The organism is Halosimplex rubrum, assembly GCF_013415885.1.
Classification (GTDB): Archaea; Halobacteriota; Halobacteria; order Halobacteriales; family Haloarculaceae; genus Halosimplex; species Halosimplex rubrum.
The window spans coordinates 1,878,955-1,897,230 of record NZ_CP058910.1; the positions used below are offsets into that span (position 1 = coordinate 1,878,955).

The 18,276-nt window shown below is 70.4% G+C and carries 18 protein-coding genes; 10 read left to right on the plus strand and 8 right to left on the minus strand.

What is annotated here, in order from left to right:
- Window position 1: 1 nt before the first annotated feature.
- The 3 genes from trpA (at window position 2) to HZS55_RS09310 (ending at window position 2,186) form a co-directional block, all read left to right on the plus strand.
- Window positions 2-850: a tryptophan synthase subunit alpha gene (gene trpA, locus HZS55_RS09300; RefSeq protein WP_179911404.1), complete on the plus strand. Its 849-nt coding sequence runs from the start codon at window positions 2-4 to the stop codon at window positions 848-850.
- 60 nt (window positions 851-910) lie between these two features.
- Window positions 911-1,717, plus strand: a complete 807-nt coding sequence (locus tag HZS55_RS09305) for a 2-amino-3,7-dideoxy-D-threo-hept-6-ulosonate synthase (RefSeq protein ID WP_179911405.1) — start codon at window positions 911-913, stop codon at window positions 1,715-1,717.
- Between the two features lie 70 nt (window positions 1,718-1,787).
- Entirely contained in the window at window positions 1,788-2,186 is a 399-nt protein-coding gene (locus tag HZS55_RS09310) for a hypothetical protein (protein ID WP_179911406.1), read from the plus strand.
- On the opposite strand, the gene HZS55_RS09315 is transcribed toward HZS55_RS09310, so the two are convergent.
- Entirely contained in the window at window positions 2,134-2,319 is a 186-nt protein-coding gene (locus HZS55_RS09315; RefSeq protein WP_179911407.1) for a DUF7836 family putative zinc-binding protein, read from the minus strand. The two genes, HZS55_RS09310 and HZS55_RS09315, sit on opposite strands and share 53 nt — an antisense overlap.
- Before the next feature lie 222 nt (window positions 2,320-2,541).
- Here HZS55_RS09315 and HZS55_RS09320 point away from each other — a divergent pair, with 222 nt between their 5' ends.
- The 4 genes from HZS55_RS09320 to HZS55_RS09335 all read left to right on the plus strand — a co-directional run bounded on the left by HZS55_RS09320 (window position 2,542) and on the right by HZS55_RS09335 (window position 5,587).
- Window positions 2,542-2,697, plus strand: a complete 156-nt coding sequence (locus tag HZS55_RS09320) for a hypothetical protein (protein WP_179911408.1) — start codon at window positions 2,542-2,544, stop codon at window positions 2,695-2,697.
- A gap of 99 nt (window positions 2,698-2,796) precedes the next feature.
- Entirely contained in the window at window positions 2,797-3,024 is a 228-nt protein-coding gene (locus HZS55_RS09325) for a hypothetical protein (RefSeq protein ID WP_179911409.1), read from the plus strand.
- 310 nt (window positions 3,025-3,334) lie between these two features.
- Window positions 3,335-4,510, plus strand: coding sequence for a 3-dehydroquinate synthase II (locus tag HZS55_RS09330; protein WP_179911410.1), 1,176 nt, complete (start codon window positions 3,335-3,337; stop codon window positions 4,508-4,510).
- A 36-nt stretch (window positions 4,511-4,546) separates the two neighbouring features.
- On the plus strand, window positions 4,547-5,587 hold the full coding sequence (locus tag HZS55_RS09335) for a glycosyltransferase family 4 protein (RefSeq protein WP_179911411.1): 1,041 nt from the start codon (window positions 4,547-4,549) through the stop codon (window positions 5,585-5,587).
- A gap of 24 nt (window positions 5,588-5,611) precedes the next feature.
- Here HZS55_RS09335 and HZS55_RS09340 read toward each other — a convergent pair whose 3' ends face one another.
- From HZS55_RS09340 to HZS55_RS09355, 4 genes are all read right to left on the minus strand, one after another.
- Window positions 5,612-6,028 (minus strand): zinc ribbon domain-containing protein, encoded by a 417-nt coding sequence (locus HZS55_RS09340; RefSeq protein WP_246308400.1) that lies wholly within the window; start codon window positions 6,026-6,028, stop codon window positions 5,612-5,614.
- A gap of 100 nt (window positions 6,029-6,128) precedes the next feature.
- Window positions 6,129-6,812 carry a type I 3-dehydroquinate dehydratase gene (locus HZS55_RS09345; RefSeq protein ID WP_179911413.1) on the minus strand — a complete coding sequence of 228 codons (684 nt, stop codon included), beginning with the start codon at window positions 6,810-6,812 and terminating at the stop codon, window positions 6,129-6,131.
- A 110-nt stretch (window positions 6,813-6,922) separates the two neighbouring features.
- The gene (locus tag HZS55_RS09350) at window positions 6,923-7,831 is read right to left on the minus strand and encodes a methyl-accepting chemotaxis protein (RefSeq protein ID WP_179911414.1); all 909 of its coding nucleotides are present in this window, start codon (window positions 7,829-7,831) and stop codon (window positions 6,923-6,925) included.
- Window positions 7,832-7,994: 163 nt separating this feature from the next.
- Window positions 7,995-8,963 carry a transcription initiation factor IIB gene (locus HZS55_RS09355; protein ID WP_179911415.1) on the minus strand — a complete coding sequence of 323 codons (969 nt, stop codon included), beginning with the start codon at window positions 8,961-8,963 and terminating at the stop codon, window positions 7,995-7,997.
- 244 nt (window positions 8,964-9,207) lie between these two features.
- Between HZS55_RS09355 and yjjX the strand changes: the two genes are divergently transcribed.
- Window positions 9,208-9,735, plus strand: a complete 528-nt coding sequence (yjjX, locus tag HZS55_RS09360; protein ID WP_179911416.1) for an inosine/xanthosine triphosphatase — start codon at window positions 9,208-9,210, stop codon at window positions 9,733-9,735.
- A 42-nt stretch (window positions 9,736-9,777) separates the two neighbouring features.
- On the opposite strand, the gene HZS55_RS09365 is transcribed toward yjjX, so the two are convergent.
- Both HZS55_RS09365 and HZS55_RS09370 read right to left on the minus strand, forming a co-directional pair.
- A complete protein-coding gene (locus HZS55_RS09365) occupies window positions 9,778-10,935 on the minus strand; it encodes an ABC transporter substrate-binding protein (RefSeq protein WP_179911417.1) in 1,158 nt (385 codons plus the stop codon).
- 88 nt (window positions 10,936-11,023) lie between these two features.
- A complete protein-coding gene (locus HZS55_RS09370) occupies window positions 11,024-12,214 on the minus strand; it encodes an MFS transporter (protein ID WP_179911418.1) in 1,191 nt (396 codons plus the stop codon).
- A gap of 88 nt (window positions 12,215-12,302) precedes the next feature.
- Here HZS55_RS09370 and HZS55_RS09375 point away from each other — a divergent pair, with 88 nt between their 5' ends.
- Together HZS55_RS09375 and HZS55_RS09380 are read left to right on the plus strand one after the other, a co-directional pair.
- Window positions 12,303-14,390, plus strand: coding sequence for an IucA/IucC family protein (locus tag HZS55_RS09375; protein ID WP_179911419.1), 2,088 nt, complete (start codon window positions 12,303-12,305; stop codon window positions 14,388-14,390).
- Window positions 14,387-16,420: an IucA/IucC family protein gene (locus HZS55_RS09380; protein WP_246308401.1), complete on the plus strand. Its 2,034-nt coding sequence runs from the start codon at window positions 14,387-14,389 to the stop codon at window positions 16,418-16,420. The genes HZS55_RS09375 and HZS55_RS09380 overlap by 4 nt, the downstream gene beginning before the upstream one ends.
- Before the next feature lie 4 nt (window positions 16,421-16,424).
- Here the strand turns inward: HZS55_RS09380 and HZS55_RS09385 are convergent, their stop codons facing one another.
- Window positions 16,425-18,275, minus strand: a complete 1,851-nt coding sequence (locus HZS55_RS09385; protein ID WP_179911420.1) for a flippase-like domain-containing protein — start codon at window positions 18,273-18,275, stop codon at window positions 16,425-16,427.
- Window position 18,276 lies beyond the last annotated feature (1 nt).

The window sequence follows — 18,276 nt, forward strand, 5'->3', positions numbered from 1 at the left end:
GATGAGCCTGGAGCGCGTCTTCGCCGACGAACCGGCCTTCGTCCCCTACGTCGCCGCGGGCGACCCGACCTACGAGGAGTCCCTGGAGTACGTCGAGGCGCTCGAACGGGGCGGCGCCGACGTGATCGAACTGGGCCTGCCCTTCTCCGAGCCCATCGCCGAGGGGTCGACCATCCAGGAGGCGGTCGTCCGCTCGCTGGAGGGCGGGATGACGCCCGACCGCTACTTCGAGTTCGTCGAGGACCTGGACGTGGCGGTCCCGCTGGTCTGCATGACCTACTACAACCTGATCGCCCAGTACACCCACCCCGAGACGGGCGAGACGGGGCCGCGGGCGTTCGCCCGACGGGCCGACGAGGTGGGCATCGAGGGGTTCGTCGTCGTCGACCTCCCCGCCGAGGAGGCCGAGCCGCTCCGGGCGGCCTGCGACGAGTTCGGGCAGGACCTCGTCTTCATCATCGCGCCGACGACGAAGGGCGAGCGTTTGGAGCGGATGCAGGAGAACGTCTCTGGCTACGTCTACGTGCAGGCGCGCCTGGGCGTGACCGGCGCGCGCGACGACGTCTCCGACCAGACCGAGGAGTCGCTGGCCCGCGTCGACGACTGGGACGTGCCCAAGGCGGTCGGCTTCGGCATCAAGACCGGCGAGCACGCCGAGCGCATCGTCTCCGCCGGTGCGGACGGGATCATCGTCGGCTCCGCGCTGGTCGACATCATCGCCGAGGGGGCCGACCCCGAGGTGGACCAGCCCTTCGCCGAGACCGCCCAGCGCCTCGAATCGAAGGCCCGCGAGCTCAAGGAGGGCGCTCTCGCGGGCGCCGAGCGGGCCGCCGCGGAGCGTTCGGACTGACTCGCAGGACGGGCCGCAACCGGAAGGCAAATAACCGTACTTGCCACACCCTCACACAACATGACCGCAGGGAAAGACGCGCGCCTGGCCCGCATCGGGACAGGGGGCCGACACCTGATCGTCCCGATGGACCACGGGCTCACACTGGGGGCCGTCAAAGGCCTCGTCGACATCGAATCGACCGTCGACGCCGTCACGCGCGGCGGCGCCGACGCCGTGCTCACCCAGCGCGGCGTCGCCGACCGCGTCCACCCCAACGCGAACGGCGCCGGCTACATCGCCCACCTCAACGGCTCGACGAGCATCGGCCCGGACGAGAGCGACAAGCGACTGACCGGCACCGTCGAGGACGCCATCCGCGCGGGCGCCGACGCCGTCTCCTTCCACATCAACGTCGGCAGCGAGCACGAGCCCGACCAGATCACTCAGCTCGCCGAGGTCACCAGCGAGGCCGAGCGCTACGGCCTCCCCACGCTCGCGATGGCCTACGCCCGCGGCCACGACGTGCGCGACGACGACCCCGAGCTGTTCGCCGAGGACCTGGGCCACGCCGTCCGCCTCGCCGAGGAACTGGACGCCGACGTGGTCAAGACCGCCTACAGCGGCTCTGCCGAGACGTTCGGTCGCGTCGTCGAGTCCACCTCACTGCCGGTCGTCATCGCCGGCGGCTCCAAGGGCACGGATCGGGAGACCCTCTCGATGGTCCGCGGCGCCGTCGACGCCGGCGCGGACGGCGTCTCGATGGGCCGCTCCATCTTCCAGCACGACGACCCCGAGGCGATCACCGAAGCCGTCGCCGCCGTCCTCCACGACGACGCCTCCGCCGACGAGGCCATCGAAGCCGCCGGCCTCCCCGTCGAGGCCTGAGCGGCAGACGGGACCGCCCTTCTCACACTCGTTCGAGGACGACCAGCGCGGCGAGCCGATCCGGTTCGCGTTGACCAACGTCGCGACCGAGCGCGAGTCGACCGGTACTCGTCATCGATACGCGCTCCAGCGACGGACCGACGGGGCCTGGCGGACGGTCACGCTGTTCCCGGGCGGTCGAACGGGGTTCAACGCCACCGCCGTCTTCCACGACCCCGGCGAGGGCTTCGAGTGGTCGGTCCGAGCGAGCGCCACCGGCTTCTCCGCGGGGAAGTTCGTCGTCTGCGAGCGCCTCGCTGTCGGGGAGTACCGCTTCGTCTACGACGGGGCGCCCGCGCTCGCGGTGCGGTTCGAGGTCGTCGGCGCGAGCGACTCTCCGTCCGGCGCGAGCGGGCGACTATCGCGGTCGCGGCGCTCTAGCTCCCGTGGAACTCCTCCAGAATCTCGAAGTCGCGGGCGGTCTTGGTGAACTCCGAGAGGGGCCGCCGTTCCTCGCAGTTCTTGCAGCCGAACGCCTCGTCCGGCTCGTGGAGGTCGGCGGGGTTGGCTTCCCACTGTTCGTCGCATTCGGGACACTGGAGCTGGATCCAGGCCTCCTGCATACTCGTCCGTGGGGACGCCTCCCGAAAGAGCCTTGTGGCGATTCCCGGGGGCCGGCGCGACCCCCCGCCGACGGCGTCCCCGCCGGTGAGGTCTCCCACACGCCGACGGCGGCCGGCAGGTCGCCCGAGTCGCTCGCCGCGGCCGCCGGTCGCACGGCCGGTTCGTCCGTCGATACGTATCTGGAAAATAACTATATTTCTGCATGTGGTATATGGTACCACATGTCTCGATTTCCGCGGACGGACCGGAACGCTCGCATCGAGTGTGAATGCGGCGCGGCGGTCGTCAAGCGGGGGGACGACTACGTCTGCGTCGGTTGCGGGGCGCGCTCGGCCGTCGAACCCACGGCGGACGGGGCACAGAACGCCGGTCGCTGACCGGTCGCGTGGCCTCCGACGCGACGCCTCTGGCCCGACACTTCGTCGGCGACGACGGAGCCAGTGACCCCTGCATCGCCCGCGTGAGCGGCGGGCGGCGTGAACGTCGGAGAGTCGATCGTCCTTCGGATCCGCGCCGCCGCGCGTATCACCGCGGGTGTGGTGGTCGGCAGCGCCGGTCCCGTCTTGGTCGGAGCAGGGGGAGTCGGCGGCGATGCGGTCCTCGCCAGCGTCGTACTGTGGGTCGTCGCCCTCTTCGTCGGGCTCGTGGTCGGTCTCCAGGGCGTCATCGTGTTGCTCGAAGGCGTGGTCGATTCGACCGACTGACGAGGGCACAGCCCGTCGTATCGAACGGATCCGCGGTCGGGCGCCGTCGATCCGGGCGGGCGTCCACTCCGGACGGCGACTACTGACAGCAACCACAAGACATATTCCCGCCGTCCGTCCATTCGTGGGTACCTCGGTGGACAGCGGGTAGGGGTACTCGCGCATTCTGTCCACCGTAATCCCGCACGGCCAGCGACGGCCGTCACCGGGCGTATCGGCGGTGAGGCCGTCCGCGACGCGCTCCGAGCGGCCGTCGACCGATAGCGCCGCTTCCGCCACGTTCAAATCGGACGGGGGCGAGCGTGGATACATGACACGGCAAGTGTGGCTGAAGGCCGACGACGAAGTCGGCGACTGGGAGGCGCGAAAGCGCCGGATCACGGCGGGGCTGGAGGCGGGGGTCGACTGGGTCCTCGTCGACGAGTCCGACGTGGCCCGCGTGCGCGACCTCGGCGCCGTCAATATCGCGGCGTTCACCAACGGCGACGTACACGTGATGGACGCCGAGGCCGACGAGGACGGGGAACCGGACGCCGCCGTCGTCGGCAAGGACGGCGAGGGCGACGGCTCGATGGAGATCCCCGGCGACCTGTCGGGGTCGGCCGACCTCTCGGTGCTCCGCCAGGACGGGAAGGCGAGTGCGGGCTACGTCCGCATCTTCGACGAGCGCTACGAGGAGTTCGCCGAGGCGGTCGCCACGGCGGCCGACTACACCATCGTCGTCGGCGAGGACTGGCAGATCATCCCCCTCGAAAATCTCATCGCGCGCATCGGCGACGAGACGAGCCTCGTCGCGGGCGTCACCACCGCCGAGGAGGCCCGCACCGCCTACGAGACCCTGGAGATCGGCGCCGACTCGGTCCTGCTCGACACGGACAACGTCGACGAGATCCGCGAGACCGTCGAGGTCCGCGACGAGATGAGCCGCGAACAGCTCGACCTCACCACGGCCGAGATCACCGAGATCGAGCGGACCGGCTCCGCCGACCGCGTCTGCATCGACACGGGCAACCTCATGGAACACGACGAGGGGATGCTCGTCGGCTCGATGAGTCGGGGTCTCTTCTTCGTCCACGCCGAGACCGCCGAATCGCCGTACGTCGCCTCGCGACCGTTCCGCGTCAACGCCGGCGCGGTCCACGCCTACGTCCGCACGCCCGACGGCGGCACGAAGTACCTCTCGGAGCTGCGCAGCGGCGACGAGGTGCAGGTCGTCGACACCGAGGGCCGCACCCGCGAGGCCATCGTCGGTCGCGTCAAGATCGAGAAGCGACCGATGTTCCGGATCAGCGCGAAAGTGGAGACCGACGACGGCGTCGACCGCATCGAGACGCTGCTGCAGAACGCCGAGACGATCAAGGTCGCCACCGCCGACGGCCGGAAGGCGGTCACGGATCTCTCGGAAGGCGACGAGGTGCGCGTCTGCTACGGCGACAAGGCCCGCCACTTCGGCGAGGCCATCGAAGAGAGCATCATCGAGAAGTAGGGCCGTCGCCGCGCGGACCGCGATACGGAGTTCCACATGAGAGTCAGCCACTACTTCGAGGGCGAGGGCGTCGTCACCGGCGGGTTCGCCCAGTCGGTCAACAACCAGCGCGAGGTCATGGACCGCCACGGCATCGACTACACGACCGAGCCGACGCTGGACTGTGACCTGCTGCATCTCAACAACGCCGGGCCGCAGTCGATCTACTACGCCAAGCGCGCCCGCCGGCGGGGGATCCCCGTCCTCTTTCACACCCACAACACCGCCGCCGACTTCCGGGACAGCTTCGTCTTCTCGAACGCGCTCGCCCGGCCGCTGAAACCGTTCCTCGCCTACACCTACGGACTGGCCGACCACCTGGTCTGTCCCTCCGAACACAACCGGGACGTGATCGCGGGCTACACCGACACGCCGTCGACGGTCATCTCCAACGGGTTCGACGGCGGCCGTTTCGACGGCTGGGACGACCCCGACCTGCGCGCGGAGTATCTGGAGCGCTACGATCTGGAGCCGCCGGTCGTGTTCATGTTCGGCCACGTGATCAAGCGCAAGGGACTCGATACGTTCGTCGAGGTCGCCCGCCGGCTCCCCGAGTACGACTTCGCCTGGTTCGGCTATCTGAATCCCACCGGCGGAACGCTCGACAGGTTCCTCCAGCCCCGCGAGACCCGCAAACTCGTCGCGGACTCGCCCGACAACTGCACCTTCACGGGGTACATCGAGGACCCCCGCGGGGCGCCCGCGGCGGGCGACGTGTTCTTCTGGCCTTCCCGCAACGAGAACGAGGGGATGGCGCTGCTGGAGGCGATGCACTGCGGCAAGCCGCCGGTCGTCCGGTCGATTCCGACCTACGAGTGGCTGGACGACGGCGGAGACTGCCGGAAAGCCGAGACGGCCGACGAGTTCGTCGACGCGATCACCGACCTCTGCGAGGACGAGGCCGAACGCGAGCGTATCGGCGCCAACGCCGCCGAGACGACCGAGCGGTTCACCCTGGAGGCCGTCGGCGAGCAGCTCGTCACGCTCTACGACGAACTCGTGAGCGGACCGACGAACGAGCGGACGCCGACGGGGTGACCACCTTCCTGCCGGCGCCCGCGCTCAGGCGTTCGCGCCGGCGTCGTCGGATTCGGACTCGGACTCGGATTCGGGGTTCAGCCGCTCGGTACACCAGTGACAGAACTCCAGGTCGGGGTCGACGTCGCGGCCGCAGTTGGGGCAGGTCGTGCCCTCGTCGACTTCGGGCTCGGTCTCGGTGTTCTGGCGCTTGGCCATCCAGTAGGCGTCGACCATGCTGAAGACAGTGATCGCGGCGAGCGCCAGCGCCGCCTCCGGCGTGACGTTCTCGGCGGCGGCGACCAGCTCCGACCAGCCGAACGACTCGGGGACGGCGTCGGGAGGCATCAGCAGGGTGAAGCTCGTCACGTTGAGGAAGAACCAGACGAGCGCGCGGAGCCACTCGCGCAGGTAGACGTGCCCGAGCCCGGGATAGAGAAACGCGAGGGCGACTGCCAGCAACGGCCGCGTTCGGTTCCGTGAACTCACTGTTAGTTGTGCGGTTTCGGTCGTCGCCCGTTGTTAAGCTTCCGACTCCCGGGAATTCGTCGCCGGGGGACCGTCACTCGCCGCCCAGTCGCTCGACCAGCCCGGAGAGCGTCGCCAGGTCGTACTGGCCGGGCGCGGTCGCGTCGGCGGGGTCGACCGGCGCGTAGCCGATCCGCGAGCCGTACAGCGGCGCGACCGCTCGGGAGTGGCGGCCGGCCTCGCCCATCGCCATCGTCGCGACCGTCTCGCCGGCCGTGGCCGCGTCCCAGGTCGCACCCAGCAGGTCCAGCACGTCGCCGCTCCCCTCGGCGGTCACCGCCAGCTTCGCCACGTCGCCCCAGCGGCTCGCCTCGGCGAGCGTCTCCCGCATCGCCGCCCGGTGGGGCGTCCCCTCGAAGTCGTGCGTCGAGACGACCACGGCGGTCCCGTGGTCGCGAGCGTGTTCGGCGACGGCGGCGGCGTCGCCGCTCTCCAGCGCGGCCAGTTCCAGGTCGACGGCGCCGACCGCGTCGTGCTCGGCGGCGACTTCGAGGGCGTCGAGGCGCGCCGCGTCGTCGGGCGCCTCGCCGCCCTCCCAGGTGGGGCGGTTGGTCGCGATCAGCGGCGACTCGCCGTCGTAGCCCGCGAGCGCGTCCAGCGGGTCGCTCGCGAAGTCCATGCGAAACTCGACGGCGTCCGCGTGGTCGCGCGCGGCGGGTTCGTCGGCTAGATCCGCGGTCGCGGCCGCGAGGACGAACGACGAGAAGTCGATCTGCATACCGGTCCTATCGCGAGGGGCGGAAAAAAGCGACCGGATCGGCGCCCGCGGTCGCCGCTCGTTCGGCCCGCCGACCGCGCGGCCGGTTCGGCCGCGAACGGTCGAGCGCGCTACCGCTGCAGGTCCTCGATGAGGCTCTGGATCTCGTTGATCTGGGCGGTCTGTTGCTGGTTGGCGGCCGCGATACGTTCGATCTCGCCGGCGACCTCCTCGGCGCTCTCGGCGGTGGAGTCGACCATCGAGGCGACCTCCTCGGTGGAGGCGGCCTGTTCGTCGGTGGCGCTGGCGACCTCCTGGGCGCCCTGGGCCGCCTCCTCGACGGCGGCGTCGATCTCCCGGAGCACGTCGACGGTGTCGTCGACCTGATCGATGCCCTCCTCGACCTGCTCGTTGGCGTGCTCGATGCTGTCGACGGTGCTCTCGGTGTCGCTCTTGATGTTCGAGACGAGCTGTTCGATCTCGGTGGCGTTCTGCTGGGACTCCTCGGCGAGGCTCTTGACCTCGTCGGCGACGACGGCGAAGCCCTCGCCGGCCTCGCCGGCGCGAGCGGCCTCGATCGAGGCGTTGAGCGCGAGCATGTTCGTCTGGTCGGCGATGTCGTTGATCACCTCGACGATCTCGTCGATCTCGTCGATGCGGTCGCGAAGCTGGCGCACGTCCTCGGACACTTCGCTGTTGGCCTCGTCGACGGACTCCATGGCGTCGATGGCGTCGTCGGCCATCTCGCGGCCGTCGTCGGCGAGGTCGCGGGCCTCGGTGCTGACCTGTCGGACCTGGCTCGCGCTGGAGGCGACCTCCTCGACGGTCGCGCTGAGGTTGGACACCTCGCTGGCGACCTCGCGCATGTTCTCGGACTGTTCGTTGGCGAGGTCGCTGATCTGCTGGGAGCTCTGGGAGACGCTCTCGGAAGCGCGGAGCAACTCGTCGATCGCGGTCCCCAGCTCGTCGACGGTCATGTCCCCTGCCTCGGAGTGTACGTCGAGTGCCTCGGTGCCGAGGTCACCGGAATCGGAAGCCATACGCCGATCGGCGTGAGCGACCGAATTAAACGTACTCCCGCGGTTATCAGGCGTGATTTTCGTCGGCGGCGAACACGGGTCGAGAGGGCGCTCTCGGCGGGAGTCGGGAGTCGCGGCCGCGAGGGCTCGCCGGCCGGTGGAAGCGCGAGGGCGTCGGGGTCGGTCAGACCGCGGGGAGGCCCTGCTCGGCCTCGAGCAGTTCGTGGTAGCGATTCCGGATGGTCACTTCGGAGATGTCGGCGACCTCGCTGACGGCGGCCTGGGTGGTCTTCTCGTTGGTCAGCAGGGCGGCGGCGTAGACGGCCGCGGCGGCCAGACCCACGGGGGACTTCCCGGAGTGGACGCCCTGCTCCTTGGCGTTCTGGAGGAGCTTGCGCGCGCGGTGTTCGGCCTCGTCGGAGAGTTCGAGCGCGGAGGCGAACCGTGGCACGTAGCTCTCGGGGTCGGCCGGCGCGACCTCCAGGCCGAGTTCGCGGATGACGTAACGGTAGGTGCGGGCGATCTCCGACTTCTCGACGCGGGAGACCTCGTTGATCTCGTCGAGGCTGCGCGGGACGCCGGCCTGCCGGGCGGCGGCGTAGACGGCGGCCGTCGAGACGCCCTCGATGGAGCGGCCCGGGAGGAGGTTCTCGTCGAGCGCGCGGCGGTAGATGACCGAGGCGGTCTCGCGGACGTTCTCGGGCAGGCCCAGGGCCGAGGCCATGCGGTCGATCTCGCCCAGCGCCTGCTTGAGGTTGCGCTCCTTGGAGTCGCGAGTTCTGAACCGCTCGTTCCACTTGCGCAGGCGCTGCATCTTCTGGCGCTGGTTCGACGACAGGGAGTTGCCGTAGGCGTCCTTGTCGCGCCAGTCGATGTTGGTCGAGAGGCCCTTGTCGTGCATCATGTTCGTCGTCGGCGCGCCGACGCGGGACTTCTCGTCTTTCTCGCTGGCGTCGAAGGCGCGCCACTCGGGCCCGCGGTCGATCTCGTCGGTCTCGACGACCAGCCCGCACTCCTCGCAGACCGTCTCGCCGCGCTCCTCGTCCATCACGAGGTGACCGGAACATTCGGGGCAGGCCTCGTCGGTCCGCTCCTCGGTCGATTCGTCTTCCTGTACGTCTGTTCGCTGGGTTCTGAGTCGAGAGTCGCTCATTGCTGGGGGCGTGTCGGTCCGGAGAGGACGCGTCGAGAATCCCGGACTCGTTCGGTGGTGGGACAACCATACGGAGATACTTTTATAAATCTTTCGCTACTAGGTGTTTGGTCTCGCGGAAACGGCCCGCAGACGGGATTTCGCTCGGTGTGTGAACGTGTTCCACACGTTACTATCTCGCATTTATATACTCGTACTCGACGAGAACGAAACGAGCAAGCGGGCGGCGGATCAGGGTCGCGGTATGTCACGGATCGCCGTCGGGAGCGAGAACCGAGTGAAGGTCGCCGCGACGGAGCGAGTCGCGGGCGAACTGTTCGACGGCGGGGCCGAAACGGTGGCCGTCGCCGTCGAATCGGGCGTGCCCGAGCAGCCGCGGGGTCGCACGGAGACGGTGACCGGTGCGGAGAACCGCGCGGCGCGGGCGCTCGAGACCGACTCGAACGCCGACTACGGCGTCGGGATCGAGGGCGGCGTCGCGGGTCTGGACGAGCGACCAGGGCTGTACGTGATCATGTGGGCCGCTGTGTCGGACGGCGACGGTCTCGAACGGGGCGGCGGTCCCGCGCTCCGGCTCCCCGACCATATCGCCGAGCGAGTGCGTGCGGGCGAGGAACTGGGGCCGGTGCTCGACGACGTACTGGGGACCGAGAACCTCAAGGGGCGTGCGGGCGCGGCGGGCGTGCTCACCGGTGGTGCCATCGACCGCGAGTCGGCGCTCGTCCACGCTGTGGCGGGGGCGTTCGGGCCGTTCGCGACGGGGCTGTACTGACCCCGCGGAGGCCACCGGTACAGCGGCGTCGATTATCCGGGGTCAGGTCTCCCCGGTGATGATGTTCGCGAGGCGCTGGCGGTCGAACAGTCGGTCCTCGGAGAACTCGTCGGCGAAGATCCGCTGGGCGGCCAGTTCGGTCTGGAAGAGGTTGATGATCGGACCCTGGTCGAGGTAGCCCCCCTGATAGACCGAACCGTTCCGGACGGCGGTCAGTTCGCTCCCGAGCGCGTGGTCGGCCAGCGGCTCGACGACGTGTTCCTCGAAGGCCGCGCGGTCACGCTCCTCCTGGCCGCGGATCAACAGCACGTCCGGGTCGATGTCCAGCAGCGTCTCGAAGTCCACCTCCAGGCTCGTGTCGCCCGAGTAGTGGCCCACGTCGGTCCCCTCGAAGGCGTCCCGCAGCCGCAGATCGCGCCACTGCTTCTTGCCGACGCCGCCGTCGTAGAGCTGATAGGGGTAGAACGTCTCCGGCGGCTCGTCGGCCGGGTACAGGAGCGCCGCCTCCGGGGTCTCCTCGGGCAGCCGCTCCTGTACGTCCGTCAGGAACTCGTCGTGGAACGACTTGAACTGTCGGTAGCGCTCCTCGCGGTCGAACACCTTCGCGATCTTCCGGAACGCGCCGTACAGCGAGTAGTAGGGGTAGTCGTGCCACGCGTCGCTGCGCCGCCGGATGAAGTTCCCGAAGAACGGGCCGACGTTGCTCGCTATCTCTTCGACGTCCCCCTCGTCCCAGCCGTACCAGTGGATCAGCTGGTTGGGTTCCATGAAGTGGACGTCGGCGTCGAGTTCGTAGATCCGCTCCTTGTCGACCCCGTCCTGATACAGTGTCGTCACTGCGTCGGGGTCGTACTCGACGCCGGGGAGTTCATCGTAGAAGTGGCTGGCGTACCGGTAGGGTAACTGGATACCGAGCGTCTGCCCGGCGTCCAGCGCTATCCCCATATCGGCGTAACTCGGCAGCAACGCCACCCAGTCCTCCGGCGGCCCGTCGAAGGTGACCGGTCCCATCGGTTCCATCGAGACGGTGTAGCCGTCCTCGGCCTGAGTCGCTGACTCGCCGCCGTCGCCCTCGACGGCGTCGGTCCCGCCGCTGGTCTCCGTGTTCGTCGCCGCCGTTTCGGACCCGGCTTCGGTCTCGGTCGGTGCCTCGCCGCTATCACCGGTGCAGCCGGCGAGGAGTCCGATCGTCGTTCCCATACCGCTCGCGATGAACGTTCTACGTCGCATCATTTTTTAGGCCGACCTAAAAATATAAAAACCTATTGAAACGACTCCGAGACCGCGCTCAGTCCGCGCCGGGCGTCGGTTCGAACGTGGGGCGACCGCCGTCGAACGAGGCGGCGACCGCGACCGTTCCGACGACGACGGCGGCGGTCGCGTAGAAGACTGCGTGGACGCTCGCGGCGTCGTGGAGGGCACCGGCGAGGACGGGCGCGACGATCGAACCCGGTTTCCAGAGGAGGCTCCGGAGCGACAGCGAGGTGACGGCTCGCGAGGCGGTCTCGGCCTCGGTGAACAGTGCGACGCTCGCGGGGACCCGACAGGCGTCCGAGAGACCGAACAGGAACGCGCAGGCGGTCAGGCTCTCCAGCGATCCGGCGAGCGGGACGGCCGCCGCCGCGGCGACGTAGCCGACCGCGGCCGCACCCAGAAGCGGTCGTCGACCGACGCGGTCGGCCAGTGCGCCGGCGTACCCCTGACAGACGGTGCGGGCGACTCGCGGAGCGGTGAGGACGACGCCGACGGCCGCCGGCGACAGCGACACCGCGAGGTACGCGTAGATTGGCAGGTACACTCTGACCGCCGTCTTGGCGAAGGCGAATCCCACGCGGAACGCGGCGATCCCGTGGACCGCGGGACGCCCGACCAGCCGACGGTAGGCGCTGACGCCGCCGGCCGCCTCGAAGTCGTCGACGCCCAGGTCGGTCCGCGCCAGCGCCCAGACGCTGACCAGGCTCACTGCCGCGAGCAGGAGGTAACCGGGTGCGAACCCCCCCGTCTGGTAGATCACGCCGGCGCTGGCGGTCCCGAGGCCGCCGGCCAGCGCGCCGACCTGATTGAACAGACCCACCTGCCGACCGCGGTCGTCCGCCGACGCGCGGCCGGAGACGGCGGCCGTCCCGAGCACGAACAGCACGCTCACCGTGACTCCCTGAGCGACCCGCGCCGCGACCAGCGTCAGTTCGTCGACGACGAACACGAACCCGACGTAGGTCGCCGCGCTGGCGAGCACGGCACCGACGAGCAGTCGCCGGACTCGATCGCCGTCGGCCCACGCCCCCAGCGCCGCCGTCGTCACGGTCTGTGCGACCGCGAAGGCGGTCGTGAACGCCCCGATCCAGAGTCCGGACGCGTCGAACGCCGCCGCATAGAACGACAGGTACGTCGCCGTGAGCGCGTAGCCGTAGGCGCGGACCACGGACGTGGACGACAGCGCCGCGAACGCGGCACTGGGCCGTCGGACGAGCGGTGTCATACCCCCGCTGGTTTCGCCCCTCACTTATGTTTTTAGGTCTACCTAAACTAGGAAAAAGTTATTTTAGGTTGCCCTAAACACAGGGGCGATGACACGATCGTTGACAGGGCCGGCGGTCGCCGGCCGGCCGGCGGTGACACACGTGGAACTGACCGAGCGCGAGCGAGCGGGGCTGGCCGCGGCGTTCCGGTACGCACAGCGCCACGACCTCTCCTCGCCGCCCGACGAGGCGTACCGACGCGAACTCTCGGCCGCGCGGTGGGGGGTGCTCGCCCGGCTGCTCGGGGGACTCGCTCGCGACCTGCCGGACGCGCTTCCGGAGCCGCTGGTCGTCGACGCGACGGACCCCGACCTCCCGGAGACGAACGCCGACCCGCTGGCGTCGCTCGACGGAGACGCGCTCACCGCCCGGCTCCCCGAGACCGACGGGGCCGAGGACGTGCTCCTGCTTCGGTTCCCCGCCTCCGAGGCGGTCGTCGCCGCGTCCGTCGCAGACCGGCGAGCGTTCGGGCGGTTCGCGTTCGTCTCGCCCGCGGTCAGTTGCCGGATCGAGGCGACGGAACCGGTCGGGTCCCCGGAGTCACTGGTCCCGCTCCTCGACCGCGAACGCGCCTTCGACGCGCCGGAAGCGCCCGAGCGGTTCCGCGCCGAGCTCGGAGAGAGCGTCGCGAACCTCGCGCTCGCACGGTTGGCACGGCGAGTGCGGTGGGCCGACAGCGAATCGACGCCGACCCCGGCCGGCCCGCCCGACCGGTCGAGTGTCGACGCCTCGGCCGCGTTCGACGGGCTGGTTACGGGTGGCCACCCCTTCCACCCCGGCGCGAAGATCAGGCGCGGCATGTCGCCGACCGAGTCGCTGTCGTTCGCGCCCGAGTTCGCCGACTCGCTACCGTTGCGGTTCGCCGCGATCCACCGCGACCGGGCGCTGGCAGCCAGCGTCGACGACCGGTCGCTCACCGAACGGCTCTACGCGACGTTCTCGAACCTCCGGATGGCGGTCGGGACGGCGCTCCCGTCGGGACGGCCGGTCTCGGAGTACGCCGTCGTCCCCGTCCATCCGTGGCAGTTCCGTCACGTCCTCCCGGACCGCTACGCGGCGGCGCGCGAGGACGGAGTCGTCGTCCCCGTCCCGTCGTACACCGTCCCGGTGACGCCGCTGCTGTCGCTCCGAACGGTCGTCCCCGAACCCGGGTCGACGGCGGCGGACCGGCCGCCACACCTGAAGCTCGCTATCGGCGTCCAGACGACCAACGCCGTCCGGACGCTCTCGCCCAACGCCGTCACGAACGGGCCGCAGTTGAGCGGCGCGCTGACGGCGGCCTGCGACGCGCTGTCCGTTTCGGGGTTCGGCGTCCTCTCCGAACCGGCGGCGACCTGTTACGACCCACCTGGTGGTCCCCACACCGACGGCCCGGGCTACGACGACGCTCGCCACCTCTCGGCGCTCGCTCGACGCCACCCCGCGACCCACTCCGTCGTCGAGGACGACCGGCGTGCGGTGACGGCCGCCGGTCTGTTGGCACGGGCACCCCCGGGCCGCCGGTCGGTCCTCGCTGCCACGCTCGACTCGTTCGCCGACGGCCGGTCCGCGTCGGACCGCTCGGAGACCGTCGAGTCGTTCCTCGCGGCGTACCTCGGCGCGGTGGTTCCGGGACCGCTACGCCTGCTCGTCGCCCGCGGCGTCGCGCTCGAAGCCCACCTCCAGAACACGCACGTGGTGTTCGAGGACGGGCGACCGACGGGCGCGCTCGTCGGCGACTTCGGCGGTGTCCGCGTCCACGAGGGACGGTTCGACGGCGCTGAGGTATCGCCCCATCCCGACTCCGAGGTGTTCACCGACGACGCGGCGGCGGCCCGGGAGAAGCTCTGGTACTCGCTGTTCCAGAACCACCTCGGGGAACTGATCGGCCGGCTCTGCGCGACCGAACCGGTGGCTGCCGCCGACTGCTGGCGACTGGTCCGGCGGCGGTGCGAGGAGACGTTCGACGCCCTCGCGGCCGACGACGCGGTGCCCGACCGGCGCGTCTCGGCCGACCGCGAGTCGCTGTTCGACGACCGCGTGGTCCACAAGGCGCTGACCGCGATGCGGCTCCGCGACGCTACCCACGACTACAGCCGGACGACCGTCGCGAACCCGCTCGCGAGACACGCTCGACCGCGGGCGAGGGGGCGATGACGATGTCGGTCCTCGACCCCGCCGAGGGCGGCGGCGTCGACCTCTCGGAGGCCGAGCGCCGCCTCGCGGACGCCGTCTCGCTACTCCCGCGGGGCGACGGGGGTTGCCTCTACGACCGCTACCGCGCGGCGGTCCCCCCGGCACGGCGCGCGATCACCCACCGCCTGCTCGCCGGCGTCGTCCGGGAGAACGTCGGTGGCCTGGGCGAGGAGGCCCGGACCGTTCCGCTGTCGAACGCCGACCGATCGATGACGGTCCCGCCGGGCCAGTCCCTGGCGACCGTCGTCGACCGACTCCGGCCGCTCCCGCCCGCCGCCGAGCGCGCGCTCGTGGTGCCGCTACCGTCGATAGACGCCGCACTCGCGGTCCCCGTCGCGGGGATGCGGGCGTTCAGACGGCCCGACCCGGTCGGCGACGCCGTCCGCTGCGACGCGGACGCGACCCGTCGACTCGCCCGTCCCGAGCAGGTCCTGCGGACGCTCTGGTCGGCCGGTCGACTCGGCGGCGTGACCCACGACGAGGTCGAGCGCGTGGCCGCGGAACTGGCCGACAGCGCGGCCAACCTCGCGCTGTCGTACACGCGCCGCGACCGCAAGGAAGCGTCGGTCCACGAGCGGGCCGCCGAGGCCGACTGGAGCGACGACCGGGCGTACCTCCGGGCGGCCGCGGACCCGCTGTTGCGCTCCGAGCGGCTGGTCGTCGAGGGCCACCCGCTGCACCCGGGAACGAAGCTCCGGCGGGGGTTCGGCCCGTCGGAGGTCGTCTCGTACGGGTCGGAGTACGACGCCGTTCCCGAGGTCAGGTTCGTCGCGGTCGCCGACGAGTACGCCAGCGGCGACGCCGTCGCCGGCGGGCCGTCGCTCTCCGAGCGGCTCTACGACCTGGTGCCCGGCCTCCGCGAGGGCGTCTCCGAGGCCGTGTCGACCGCGGGTCGCGACCCCGATGCGGTGACCGTCCTCCCGGTCCACCCCTGGCAGTACCGCCACGAGCTGCCGGAGCGGTACGCCCACGAGATCGACCGCGGCGTCGTCGTCCCCGTCCCGAACTGCGCCCTGCCCGCGGCCGCGACCGTCTCGCTCCGCACGCTCGTCCCGCGGACCGGCGACCCGACGCCGCCGCACCTGAAGGTCTCGCTGGGGATCCAGACGACCTCCTCGGTCCGAACGATCACGCCCCAGACGATCCACAACGGTCCCCGGGTCACCGACGCCCTCGACGGGGTGTTCGACGACGGCTCCTTCCGGTCGCTCCGGGGCATCCCCGAGACCGCCAGCGCCTGTTTCCACGACCCCGACGGGCCACACACCGACGGTCCCGGACACGTCCGGGCGAAACACCTCTCGGCGCTCGTCCGGCGGAACCCGCTCGAACTCGTCGACGACGGGTCGCTCCCGCTGACCGCCGCGGCGCTGCTCGCCCGCGGCCCGGTCGAGGGGCGACCGCTGCTCGACGCGCTGGCCCCCGACGGCGGGACGGACGCGACGGCGGCGTTCCTCCGGTCGTACGCCGAGACGGTCGTCCCCGACGCGCTCCGACTGCTGGTCGCGTACGGCATCGGGCTGGAGGCGCACCTCCAGAACTGCGTCGTCGTCTTCGACGACGGCGACCCGACGGGCGCGCTCGTTCGCGACTACGGGGGACTCCGGATCTGTCGGGAGCGCCTCGCCGCGAGCGGTCACGCCGTCGACCCGTATCCCGGGTCGGTGACCGTCGCCGACGAGATGGGACCGGCGTACGACAAATGCACCTACGCGCTGGTCCAGAACCACCTCGCGGAGCTGGTTCGGGTGCTCGTCCGCCACCGGAACATCTCGGAGTCGCGCTGCTGGGCCGTCCTCTCCGCGGTCGTCGCGGAGGCGCTCGCGGACCTCCGTCGCGAGGGCGTCCCCGAGGCGTGGGTCGACGACGCGGCCGACGTCCTGTTCGCGCCGACCTGGGAGTACAAGTGTCTGACCCGGATGCGCCTGACCGACCGGTCCCACAGCTACGTCTTCGAGTCGGTGCCGAACCCGCTGTCGCGGCCGGAGTGAACGGTCAGTCCTCGGTCACGGCGGCGGCCTCGACCTCGCTGGCCTCGCGGCTCTCCTCGACCGCGGTGGTCAGCGAGACGTTGAGCCAGCCCATCGAGACCAGCCCGCCGAGGATCGTGACGGCGTTTTTGACGACGTGGTCGACGATCGAGATGGCGAACGCGACCGGCGCGGCCACGTTCGTGAGTCCGAAGACGATGAGCGTGAACGCCCCCTCGTAGAGCCCGATGCCGCCCGGCGAGAGCGGGAGCACCTTCGCGAGGTTGCCGACGCTGACGGCGAAGAAGGCGGTCGCGACCAGCGCGGGGGTCAGCGCGATGTCGGGGAACGCCGCGAAGACGACCAGCGCCGTCGCCACGTCGACGACCCAGATGACGAGGCTGCCCAGGCCGACGCGGGCGAACGCACCTCTGTCGCTGACGACCGCCTGCACGTCGCCGACGAACTGCTCGATGACGCCGGAGACGTAGTTGGCGTAGGAGTCGTTGCTGACCGCCGTGACGACCCGGTGGACGTAGTCGCTCTCCATGCGGGCGCTGGCGAGGATGGCGAGGACGCCGAGGACCGCCGCGGCGCCCACGCCGGCGGCGACCCGCAGCGCCGTCCGGGCCGCCGCGCCCGCGTCGATGGTCTCCCCACCGATGGTGACCGGGGGAATCTCGGCGGCGATGGCCTCGGCGATCTGTTCGGTGCCGCCGGTCAGGACCAGCCCGACCAAGACCGTGCCGCCCAGCACCGTGATCGCGAGCAGGTCGAAGACGCGCTCGATGGCCAGCGACGCGAAGCCGCTGGGGTAAGGCACGTCGCGGCGGGCCTTCACGACGTAGGCGCGGACGCCGTCGCCCAGCCGCGCCGGGAAGACCAGATTCCCGGTCTGACTGATGAAGATCGCACCCGTCAGGAACCAGGTGTCCCCGGAGAAGCCGAGCCGGTCGAGGATGTCGCGGTAGCGCAGCCCCCGCAGCGGCCACGAGACCAGATACACGACGCCGGCCGCGGTGACCAGCGCCGGGTCGGCCCCGCTCATCGCGTCGAAGACGGTCTCGAGGTTGAAGACGACGCTCACGGCCACGATCAGCGCGAGCATCACGAGTATCGATCCGGCGGCCATGCTCACCCGCCGGGAGATCCGCGGGCTCACCGACAGCTGCCACCACGTCCGGAGGATCTGACTCCCCATGCCGAACACGTCCCGGACGAGGTCGACCTTCGTGTCGCCTTTCGGCTCCCAGTCGACCGGGAACTCCTTGACCCGGTACCCCCGTCGCTGGGAGAGGACCAGCACCTCGGTGTCCCAGAACCAGTGTTCGTCCTCGACCTCGCTCCGCAGGGCGTCGAAGGTCTCCCGCGAGATGGCCTTGAACCCGCACTGGTGGTCCTGCATGTCCGAGCGGAGAAAGAGCCGGACGAGCGTGTTGTAGCCGCGACTCGACACGGCCCGTTTGGCCGGCCGTTCGGCCTGGTTCTCGGGCATCCACCGCGAGCCGGTCGCCACGTCGTACTCGCCGGAACGGACGGTCTCGACCAGCTCTTCGAGGTGTTTCATGTCCGTGGCGAGGTCCGTGTCGAAGTAGACCAGCGTCTCTCCGCCGGCCCGCTCGAAGGCGTACTCCAGCGCGCCGCCCCGTCCCAGGCGCCGGTCGCTGTGGATGTGGCGAACGCGGTCGTCCTCCTCGGCCAGCCGCGTCGCGATCTCCGGCGTGCGGTCGTCGCAGCCGTCCTCGGCGACGATCACTTCGAAGGCGCCCGCGGGGAGAAAGGAGGCGAGCGTCTCCAGCGTGACCTCGACGGTCCGCTCGATGGTGGCCTCCTCGTTGTAGGCCGGGAGGACGACGCTCACCTCGACGTCACTCATT